The sequence below is a fragment of the Flavobacterium branchiophilum NBRC 15030 = ATCC 35035 genome (genome assembly GCF_002217205.1).
Lineage (GTDB): Bacteria > Bacteroidota > Bacteroidia > Flavobacteriales > Flavobacteriaceae > Flavobacterium > Flavobacterium branchiophilum.
Window position 1 is genome coordinate 5773 of record NZ_MUGT01000057.1, and the last position, 11332, is coordinate 17104.

Annotated in this window: 10 protein-coding genes; 4 read left to right on the forward strand and 6 right to left on the reverse strand. The window is 31.1% G+C overall.

All coding sequences use genetic code 11. From position 1 onward, the window contains the following. Positions 1-63: 63 nt before the first annotated feature. The 6 genes from murI to porG form a co-directional block, all read right to left on the reverse strand. Positions 64-843 carry a glutamate racemase gene (gene murI, locus B0A58_RS08160; protein WP_089080654.1) on the reverse strand — a complete coding sequence of 260 codons (780 nt, stop codon included), beginning with the start codon at positions 841-843 and terminating at the stop codon, positions 64-66. 75 nt (positions 844-918) lie between these two features. Further along, a complete protein-coding gene (locus B0A58_RS08165; RefSeq protein WP_014084704.1) occupies positions 919-1416 on the reverse strand; it encodes an OmpH family outer membrane protein in 498 nt (165 codons plus the stop codon). Positions 1417-1436: 20 nt separating this feature from the next. Beyond that, on the reverse strand, positions 1437-2447 hold the full coding sequence (locus tag B0A58_RS08170; protein ID WP_089080655.1) for an OmpH family outer membrane protein: 1011 nt from the start codon (positions 2445-2447) through the stop codon (positions 1437-1439). A gap of 43 nt (positions 2448-2490) precedes the next feature. Beyond that, on the reverse strand, positions 2491-5217 hold the full coding sequence (locus B0A58_RS08175) for a BamA/OMP85 family outer membrane protein (RefSeq protein ID WP_165766315.1): 2727 nt from the start codon (positions 5215-5217) through the stop codon (positions 2491-2493). Further along, positions 5150-5890 (reverse strand): isoprenyl transferase, encoded by a 741-nt coding sequence (locus B0A58_RS08180; RefSeq protein WP_089080656.1) that lies wholly within the window; start codon positions 5888-5890, stop codon positions 5150-5152. Before B0A58_RS08180 ends, B0A58_RS08175 begins: the two co-directional genes overlap by 68 nt. Before the next feature lie 3 nt (positions 5891-5893). Further along, entirely contained in the window at positions 5894-6574 is a 681-nt protein-coding gene (gene porG, locus B0A58_RS08185) for a type IX secretion system protein PorG (RefSeq protein ID WP_089080657.1), read from the reverse strand. Between the two features lie 463 nt (positions 6575-7037). Here porG and B0A58_RS08190 point away from each other — a divergent pair, with 463 nt between their 5' ends. From B0A58_RS08190 to B0A58_RS08205, 4 genes are all read left to right on the forward strand, one after another. Beyond that, positions 7038-8798, forward strand: coding sequence for a response regulator (locus B0A58_RS08190; protein ID WP_089080658.1), 1761 nt, complete (start codon positions 7038-7040; stop codon positions 8796-8798). 65 nt (positions 8799-8863) lie between these two features. After that, the gene (locus tag B0A58_RS08195; protein ID WP_133063095.1) at positions 8864-9235 is read left to right on the forward strand and encodes a hypothetical protein; all 372 of its coding nucleotides are present in this window, start codon (positions 8864-8866) and stop codon (positions 9233-9235) included. 113 nt (positions 9236-9348) lie between these two features. Next, positions 9349-10149 carry an MbnP family protein gene (locus B0A58_RS08200; RefSeq protein ID WP_089080660.1) on the forward strand — a complete coding sequence of 267 codons (801 nt, stop codon included), beginning with the start codon at positions 9349-9351 and terminating at the stop codon, positions 10147-10149. Between the two features lie 54 nt (positions 10150-10203). Beyond that, positions 10204-11241 carry a cytochrome-c peroxidase gene (locus B0A58_RS08205; RefSeq protein ID WP_089080661.1) on the forward strand — a complete coding sequence of 346 codons (1038 nt, stop codon included), beginning with the start codon at positions 10204-10206 and terminating at the stop codon, positions 11239-11241. Positions 11242-11332: the final 91 nt, after the last annotated feature.

The window sequence follows — 11332 nt, forward strand, 5'->3', positions numbered from 1 at the left end:
AAATATATTTGGTATAAAAAAAGTCAAAAATATTTTTTGTAAATAATATTTTAATTTTTATTGCTAAAAATCTTTATATTGTACTTTATATTGATTGTCTAAAATCCCAGACAAAACCGTAGTATTGGCATTGGTATAAAAAACACATTCAGGTATGTGAGTTTGGGTGTTTAAGAGATGTAAATCGTCTAATATTTTTTTGGTTTGTCTGGCAACTGCCTCGCCCGAATCGATAATTTGAACGTGTTTTGGAACTATTTTACGGATTTGTGGCATCAAATACGGATAATGGCTACAGCCTAAAACAAGGTAGTCTATATTGGCTGCAATCATTGGTTTTAAATACGATTGCAATAAATAGTGCATGTCATCAGATTCTATTTGTCCATTTTCTATCAATTGAACCAATCCATGTCCCACTTGTTCTATTATTTTTGTATGTTCAAATTGTGCAACATTTTTATGAAACAGGTCGCTATTTAAAGTACCTAGAGTGGCCAATATGCCAATAGTTTGGGTTTTAGAATTTGTGGCTGCTGGTTTTGTGGCTGGCTCAATGCCAATAAAAGGCACGTCAAAGTGATCCCGAAGTTCTTTAATGGCATTTGTAGTAGCAGTGTTGCAGGCCACGACAATGAGTTTGCAATGGTGTTTTAAAAGCAATTCTGTGTTTTTGAAACTCAAATCTATAATGTCATTTTTAGATTTTTGTCCATAAGGAGCATGCTTACTGTCTGCCAGATAAATGGTGTTTTCGTGAGGCAACAATTGGTGTATGGCTTTCCAAATAGAAGTGCCACCAATACCCGAATCGAAAAGTCCAATTGCGTTTGTTTGAATCATAGAACAAAAATAAAAAAAAACTGTTCCAATTTCAATAAAAAAGGAACAGTTTTTTGTTTTGTATAAAAAAATATTTTAGAAACCTAAATCTTTTTTGATATCTGCAGTCAAATCTAATCCGTCTGCAACTAATAAACCATCAGCATTTAAAACGTATTGAACCCCTTTGGCTTTAGCAATTTTTTTGATAGAGGCTTTAACTTTTTCATAAATTGGTTTGGTCAATTCTGCTTGTTTGGTTTCTAATTCTTTTTGAGCATTCTCTCTATAATCAGAAATTCTTTTTTGCATGTCTTGTACTTCTTTGGCTCTTTCTTCGTTTACTTTTTCACCAGCTGTAGCTACTTCCGCATCATATTTTTTTAATTTTGCCGAATACTCATCTGTCATAGTTTTGAAAGTATCTTCATAAGTTTTGCCAATTTGTTGCAACTGTTTTTGAGCCTCTAGCATTGCTGGCATTTTCGACATGATTTCGTTTGTATCAACGTGTGCCATTTTTGATTGTGCTTGCATAGATTGTGCACCAATAAATAATATGGCAGCAGCTAATAAAGTTTTGATTTGTTTCATTTTTGTAAAGTATTTAGTAATTAATTATTTTCTTTTATTTGGTTTTTTTGTTCTTTTTTACGCTCTACTTCGGCTTCTTTTGCTTTTTTGGCGGCTTCTCTTTCTGCCATTACTTTTTGTTTTCTTTCTTCAATGGCTTTTTTTCTTTCTTCAAAAGCCCTGTTTTTGATTTCTTGTTTTTCTAATACAACTTCTTTTTTGCTGTCATCTGAGGTAGTTTTTTCAAGGTTAATAGCATCTTTTTCTTTCTCATTATTGCTATTATCAGAAATCGTGCCAAGTTTTTTAGCTTCATGATCTGCCTTCAATTTAGCTTTTGCTTCTTCTTGTGCTTTTTTCTTTTCGGCAGCGGCTAATTTTTTATCTTCCATCATTTTCTCTCGAGCCAATTTTTTTTCCTCCATCACTTTTTGTCTTTCAGAAAGGGCTGGATTGTCTTCGATGAGTTCTTTTTTACGTTCTTTTTCTTCCTCTTCTTGAATTTGTTTTTTGGTCATCTCCGTTTTTTTGGTACTTCTGTTGATGATACTCACAATCTTGTCGCTAATATCATAACGTTTGGAAGCAAACAACATGGTTAAATCGGACGATTTATCAAAAACAAAATCATATTTTTTAGACTCTGCAATATCTTGAACTGCTGTAAAAACTTGGTCTTGAATAGGTTGAACTAATAATTTTTTTTGAACTATCAAATCTCCAGTTGGGCCAAATCTTTTTTGTTGGTAATCATTTAATGCCGTTTCTTGAAATTTGATTTCCTCATTTCGTTCATCTATCAACTCTTTAGTAAGCAGTACTTTTTCTGTTGCTAATGATTCTTTCAATTTGGTTATCTCATTTTTTTTGGCCTCAATTTCTTGTTGCCATACTTGAGCACGTTGTTCCAATTGATTTTTGGCATCTTTATAATCTGGAACATTCTCTAAAATATATTCCATATCAATATATCCAATTTTTATTCCTTTTGATTGGCTATTTGCCATCAATGATAAGAAAATGGTTGCTAAAATTAAAATTTGCTTTTTCATAGTTCAAAAATATAAAATTAGATATAATAAATCATAAAATTCATTAAAATTGTTGTCCAATTATAAAATGGGTTTCCCACCCATGGGCTTTTGTTTCGCCTGGTAATGAATCAAAACCGTGTCCAAAATCAATCCCTAATAAACCAAATGCAGGCATAAAAATTCTTAAACCAACACCCGCCGAACGATTCAGTTGGAAAGGATTGTAGTTTTGAAACGAGCTATAGGCAGCACCAGCCTCCATAAATCCTAACATATAAATTGATGCCGACGATTTTAATGTTAGTGGATATCTTAATTCTAATGAAAATTTATTATATATTGTAGATCCATTTGAATTAGACAAGGATTGGTTTGGATACCCTCTAAGACCAATTACCTCACGACCATCTAATGCGAAATTTGCCAACCCATCGCCGCCTAAATAAAACCTTTCAAAAGGAACTAAATTTTTGCCTGAACTGTATTTGTCCATAAATCCAAATTCGCCCATGGTTCTTAAAACTAATTGATCATACAATTTTGTGTACCAATCTGCTTTGAATTTAATTTTATAATATTCGAGCCATTTGAATTGTTTTTGATCAATCTTACTTGCATTTGCATCGGCCTCTGTATAGTCGGCTGCTTTTACATATCCTGTACCTGCTGCAGTTGTTTTTACTTTAATATAATCGTTGTTATTAATCCAATTGCCATCTATTGGACTAAAATACCCATCACCTTCATTTCGTAATTTATACTCTTCTAGTTTTGCTAAATCATCTACATTAATTTTATCAAATAATGAAAAAGGTGGTGTAAATTTGGCTGTCAAACTAAATTCTGATCCATAAGTAGGAAAAATAGGGTTTACACCTTTGTTATTTCTGCTTAACCCTATAGTATAAGATAAATTTCTTGACGAACCGTCTCCAAAAGTAAATAACCCTGTGTTGTAATTATTTAAATTGTAATATTGAAATGATAAAGTATGAGACAACACAAAAAAGTCATCTGGCACGGTAAGCCTTTTGGCTATACCAACGGATAATGAGGTAATGTCAAAACTTCTACTTTTGTCTGAAGTTGTACCACCTGTAAATAAATATTGTTTACTACTTGCAAGTGATGCTGAAAAACTAACAGGTTTTTTGCCGCCAAACCAAGGTTCTGAGAAAGACAAACTATAAGTTCTATAAAAAGTACTGGCCTGTAACCTAAGGGCCAATTTTTGTCCATCGCCCATTGGCAATGGTTTGTAAGCTTCTTTTTTAAACATATTTCTAGCAGAAAAGTTGTTGAACGAAAGCCCTAATGTTCCAATAAATCCGCTGCCGCCATACCCACCTTGAAGCTCTATTTGACTGGCTCCTTTTTCAACCAAATTGTATTGAATATCTACTGTTCCTGCTGCGGCATCTACATTTTTAAAGTCGGGTTTGATAGATTCTGGGTCAAAAAAGCCTAATTGCCCAATCTCTCGGATTGTTCGAACTAAATCTTCTTTGCTGTATTTTTGACCTGGTTTTGTGCGTAATTCTCTGTAAATCACATGGTCGTTTGTTTTGTCATTACCCACAACCGTAATTTTGTTAAAGTAAGCAATTGGCCCTTCTGTAACACGGATTTCAAAATCAATCGAATCATTGGCAGTGCGTACTTCTACTGGATTGATTTTTGAAAATAAATACCCTGTGTTTTGGTATAAATTGGTAATATCTTCTCCGTCGGGTTTTGATTTGTCTTCAACTCTTTTTTGTAATAATACTCCATTGTATGTATCTCCTTTGTTGATTCCTAAAATGCGTTGCAATAATTGATCAGGATAAACGGTGTTTCCTATAAACTTGATGTTTCCAAAATGATATTTATGACCTTCTTCTACTTTTACTTTTATGGCTAATTTATTGGTCTTGTCATTATATTTGATAGTATCAGAAATTACTCGTGCATCTCTATACCCATTTTCTTTGTATTTGTCTATTACTTTTACCAAATCCTCTTTGTATTTAGCATTAATAAATTTGGAACCTTTAAATATCCTAAATCGATTAATTTGTTTGGTATCTTTCATGGCCGATCGCAATTTAGCATCGTTCAATTGCTTATTGTCTTCAAAATCAATAGATTCAATTTTAATTTTATCGCCTTTATCAATGTTTACCAAGAGTTTTACTTCGTTGATGGTAGTAGTATCTTTTATTTGATTGATATAAACTTTGGTGTTAAAATAGCCCTCTTTTTTATATTTATTTTCAATATAATTTTTAGTAGTTGTAATTAAATTGTCATTTACAATTTTGCCTTTTGTAAGGCTATTTTCTTTAATTAAGGCTTCTATTTTTCCTTTTTTGACACCATTAATTTTAACTTCGCTCAATTTTGGCAATTCATTGATGTTTAATTCTAAATAAATACTATCGCCAACAACTTTATTTACATAAAAATCTATATCGCTAAATAAACCAAGTTTACCTAATTTTTTGATAGCTGCACTGATTTCTTCTCCTGGAACAGTAATGTTTTGACCTTTTTCTAAACCGGCAAAGGTTACTACGGTTTGTGCATTGAAATTGATTTTGCCTGTTACATCAACTTTGGCTAAAATATATTTGGTACCCTGATCATAAGGTACTCTGTCTTGGGCATTTGCTACTATTGAAATTCCAAAAACCAATAGGGTAATAACTAATTTTAAACTTTTTTGTAACACTAACTTATTATTTAATTTGTTCACTTGTTTTTCCGAACCTGCGTTCTCTTTTTTGATAGCTGATAATTGCTTCATATAAATTCTCGTCTTTAAAATCTGGCCATAATACATCTGTAAAAAATAATTCTGCATAAGCAATTTGCCATAGAAGGAAATTGCTTATACGTTGTTCGCCACTTGTTCTTATCAATAAATCGACATCGGGCAAATTGTGGGTGTAAAGATGCTTATTAATTATGGATTCATCAATACTATCTATCGAAATTATATTATTTTTAACTTTTTCGCTGATTTTTTTAACTGCATGAATGATTTCTTCTTGCGATCCATAACTTAAGGCAATAGTTAAGGTCATTCGAGTATTGTTGGCTGTTCCTTCCATCACTTTTTGTAACTCTTGTTGTGTGTTTTTAGACAGCATTTCAATATTTCCAATAGTATTAAATCGGATATTGTTTTCTTGTAGGGTATTAAATTCGTTTTTTAAAGATTTGACTAACAACGACATTAGTGTATCCACCTCTAGCTTGGGTCTGTTCCAATTTTCTGTTGAAAAAGCATACAATGTTAAGTTTTGAATGCCCATTCTAGCACAGGTTTCAATGGTTGTCCTCACAGATTTTGTACCATTTTCATGGCCAAAAGCCCGCATAAAACCCCGTTGTTTGGCCCATCGGCCATTGCCGTCCATGATGATGGCAATATGCTTTGGCAATTTTTCAAGATCTATTTTTTCTAATAAGTTCATAATCTAGTTGTTACAATAACATGGTTTTCTACCAAAGGTATAGGTTAGGGTAAAACCCGAAAAAGCATACCAATCATTACTTTGTGTATTGCCAAAACGCAAACTTTTCAAATTCACATTTTTGGGTTTTGTGCCATCAAGATTGTCTGTAAAAGCATATCTTACTCCTACTTCCAATCCTAAAATTAGATGATTCGTAAGGTTTGTTTTTACACCAACAACCATTGGTACACTAAAATTGCTGCTTGTATAATCGAATTTTAATTCTTTGTTTAAAAAAAATTGTTCATCATATATCAAATAATTGATACCAGAATACACATAAGGAGTCATTTTCCAACCTGTTTGATGCAAATCAAAATCAAAAAAGTTAAATTCTAAACCAACAGAAAACTCCTTCAAATTGTTGCTAAAAGTCAATCCTCGTAAATACCGACTTGGCACACCAGAATCCAAGTCTGAAGCATTAATAGTGGATTGTGTATAAGAAAAACGATAGGAATGTCTTGGACTTTTATTCCATTTGTATATAAATCCGTAGGCTAACTTATTGGGTGCAACAAATTCTGTTGGTCCAATATCGCCCATATAATTACTACCTCCAGCAAAAATACCAATTTCATGTGTTTGAGCTTGCATCCAATTCAAACAAAAAAGGGTTATTAAGATGTATATTTTATTCATGTTTTTAAAATAGCGTGCAAATATAACAATTATGTAAACTTATTTACTATCAAAATCAGTTTTATATCAATTTTTATGATTTTAGACGATTTTAATTCATTTATCAAACGCAATTTCAATCATTTTAATATAATTGATACATCAGTTTTATTTATTTTTTAAATATCAATTCGGATTTTTTGTTTTTACAGCCCTATTTTTTTTAATTCACTTTTTGTTTCTTTGATTTATATATTGATGAATAAATTTGTTATTATGATAATTAATTTAAGTAAAATACTAATATTAATAAATTTATGTTGTTATATCCTAAATATTTTAAATGATGTTTTTTGAATTAATGATTTTACGGAATTCCGTTTTTATTATAATTTTGATCATAAATATAAATCTGTCTTTTTTTTAAAATATTTAAAAACTTCGCACTTAGTTATTTATATTTGTAATTGAAAAAAAATAATCTATGAAAAAACCCCGTAACTTATTTAAAAAAGAAAAAGACGAGTTAGTATCACACTATGTTACTAGATTGGCAGATTATCTTGGTTTATATGTTACGGCCTTGTTTTGTTATTCTATTTTTAATTATATATGTGGAGCCAAAATTTATGCCATTATCAATTTGATTGTTATCGTTCCGATGATCTATATGGTATTAAAAAGTGTTATAACCCACAGTGAAATTAAAATTAGATTGAATCAAGCCAATATGATTATATTTGGTTTGTATTTTGAATTGGCTGTTGGCGGTATCTTTTATTTTAACAAGCATCCCTTTTTGTATTTATGGGTTATTTTCTTATTATTATCTATCAATGCTGTTAATTTTCAACGTGGTTCATTATTAGCTTATGTTGTAGTAATTGTTACATTTTTAGGCATACATTATGTACCGTGGTTAGATTTATCCGAGTATTCTGAGGAAATTAAATACTTTGAATATTGGAAAAATATCAATATCATCAATGTAACTTTGTGTATTTTGTTTATGGAAATGATGAAAATTGAAATCATTAATAGTCTTTTAAACAACATGTTGTCTAAAAATAAAAAATTGGAACAGTTTCAAGAAGAACAAACCAATATTCAGAAAATTAAAGATGGTTTTTTTGCTACAATTAGCCATGAAATGCGTACGCCTTTGAATGCAATTAAAGGAATTTCGGATATAATTGTAGATAAAGAAACAGGATTTAACGAAATAAATGATTATAATAAGATATTGAAATACTCCTCAAATCATTTACTCAATTTGGTTAATGATGTATTGGATTACACCAAAATTAATAATGGTGATTTTAGTTTGAATACTCATAATTTTAAATTAGAAGAAAACATCAATTTGTCTTTTAATATTAATAAAAAAGTAGCATTTGCCAAAAACCTTGGTTTTGTAATAAAAAAAGTTAGCGATGTTCCAATATTTGTAAATGGAGATGCCCAGCGATTGAATCAAATAATTATGAATATCCTTTCAAATTCTATTAAATTTACCAATGTTGGTTATGTTTCTATGTTGTATGGTGGTAGTTTTATTGATGAAAAGAATGAAATATTTATGCTCAATATCAAAATACAAGATACTGGCATTGGAATAAATGCAGAAAATTTAGATAAAATATTTGAAAAATATTTTCAAGTAAAAAATAATCAAACCAATTCAGGTATTGGACTCGGTTTATTTATTACAAAAAATATTATTCAGATGATGAAAGGAACTCTTAAAGTATCTAGTCAAGTAGGTATTGGAACTATTTTTAATATCGAAATACCCTTAAAAGTAGTACATAAAGCTATAAAGGAAAACAAATTGATAGACGAAGACATGATGCGGGTACTTTCAAATTGTAAAATTTTAGTTGCTGAAGACAATAAAATCAACCAAATGTTGATTGAGAAATTGCTTAGAAATACCATCAACAATTGTAAAACAACCATTGTAAATAATGGTCAGGAAGCAATAACAGAATTAACCAAAAACAGTTATGATATTATTTTGATGGATTTGATGATGCCCGTTTTGGATGGCAATCAAGCGACAATCATGATTAGAAATTTTGAAGACAAAAGCATCAGTCAAATACCAATAATAGCCATTACGGCCAATGTTTGGGAAAATGATTTACAAACCTGTTTAGATATTGGCATTAACGATTTTATAACAAAACCTTATAATGTTGATGAATTGTTGTTAAAAATAAGCAATTTGATTAAGAAAAATTAATTTGAATTGAAAAAATTAACTTTTTTTGCCTTGTTAGTTTTTAAAAATATTGTAATTTTGCTCCCGTGAAAAAGATTGTAATTATATTAGCTTTGTTTATTTTTCTAAAACCCGTAATACCCGTTTTAGACTATATGGCTAATTATGAGTATATTGCAAAAGAACTTTGTATCAACAAAGCCAAACCCCAAATGCACTGTAACGGGAAATGTCATTTGATGAAGCAATTAGCCCAATCTTCTGAAACGGAAAAACCAGTTCAAAACGATAAAAAAATAAGTGTTTTTGAATCGGAATGGTTTTATACAGCTACCTTTTATTTGGAAATTTATAAAAAATCAAAATTTGTAACCACAAAAAATGCTTATATATACAAGAATTTATATCAGCATTTATTTGGTTTTGATTTTTTTCATCCTCCCATTTTCATTTTTTAAATTTTAAAACACTTTGGTGTCATTTTGTTTCTTTTTTTGAAACGAAATAAATTTGCTATGCTTTTTATTTAATCAGCATGAATTATTTAACATATACATAAAAATTTAAAAAAATGAAATTTCAATTTAAAAATATATTTGCTATTGCAATAGCTACAATGAGTTTACTATCTTGTTCAAAAGATAACGATGAAGAAGTAATTTCTGGAAACGGAACATTAAAAGTAGAATACGACAACATATATGGGGGAGCCAATTTGGCTTTTGCAACAGAATATACTAACTCAAATGGGGAGAAAGTTAAAGCTTCTCAACTGAAATATATTGTAAGTAACATTGTTCTTACAAAAGAAGACGGAACTACATTTACATACCCAAAATCGAGTAGCTATTTTATTGTAGATGAGGCAACTGCAGCAAGTCAAATTTTAAATTTAACGAATGTCCCTGCAGGAAATTATACCAAAATTAAATTCGGAATTGGTGTTGATAGAGCCCAATGGGAGCTTGGCGCAACAGGTCAAGGAGATTTATTAGCTACAGCTCAAACTGCCGGAATGATGTGGAGCTGGACTGGAGGGTATAAATTTGTAAATTTTGAAGGAACAGTTACTTCATCAACGCTTACAACTCCAAGAAGTTATAGAGTACACACGGGTAAAACGATGGTAAATAATGTAGAAAATTACAATTATGCCGAAGTTACCATAACTTTACCATCAATTGCAAAAGTTAGAACTACAATTACACCTCAAATTCATATTTTGGCTGATGCTAAAAACATAGTCGATGGCGATAATAAAATAGCACTTACTGCAGGAACTTCTGGTGATGTTATGGGAGGCGATAGATTGGCATTGGTTACGACTAATCTTTCTAAAATGTTTACGGTAGATCACGTGCATAACGACTAATTTCTTTATTAATAAGCGGTTAATGAGAATTGACCGCTTTAATATTTTTTATAAATGAAAACAAAAATAATATTGTTGCTCATTTTACCTTTGCTATGGAGTTGTACCAACGATGACGAAGATTATACCAATTTACCATTAGAATTTAAAGTTCCTTCAAATTTTCCGCCATTAGCATATAATATTTCAAATAATCCGCCTACGCAAAAAGGTTTTGAACTAGGTAAAAAATTGTTTTACGACGGTCGATTGGCTTCAGACGGTGTGGTTTCGTGCGGTTTTTGTCACATTCAAGAAAATGCTTTTACGCACCACGGACACACTTTTAGTCATGGTGTAAACGATGCTGTGGGTACAAGAAATACGCCTTCTATTCAAAATTTGGGCTACCAAACGGCTTTTATGTGGGATGGAGCCGTCAATCATTTGGATTTGCAATCTATTTTGCCTTTTACAAATCCGGTAGAAATGAATGGCGATTTTAGTGCTGCCATAACCATGATGAAAGGAGATGCCGAGTATCAAAAGTTATATAAATTGGCTTTCGCCGATGGACAAATCAACTCTGAAAATATGCTCAAAGCCTTGGGACAATTCATGCTGATGGTGACTTCATCCAATTCTCGTTTTGACAAATACCGACGCAATGAAGCGGGAGGCACTTTGACGCAGCAAGAGTTAAGTGGCTATGCCATTTTCAATCAAAAATGTGCCAGCTGTCATGCAACCGATTTGTTTACCGATAATTCTTTTAGAAATAACGGCTTATCTGTCAATCCTGCCCTGAATGATGTAGGACGCTATAGAGTAACTGAACTCGACCAAGACTTGCACAAGTTTAAAGTACCAAGCCTTCGAAACATTGAAAAAACAGCACCTTACATGCACGATGGACGATTGCTCACCTTAGAGGGTGTATTGGATCATTACAGTTCAGAGGTTGTAGATTCTGCAACATTGGACCCAATTCTAAAGCAAAATGGAATTTTGGGAATTGCCTTGTCTGCCACTGAAAAATCAGCATTAATTGCTTTTCTAAAAACCTTAACCGATAACGAATATTTAACTGACAAACGATTTTCGGAATATTAATTTTTTTAAATCAAAAAAAATCAAAAAGATCTAAAGAATTTAAAGAATTTAAAAAATCTAAAGATACAGAACTTAATGAAACTTAATGTCT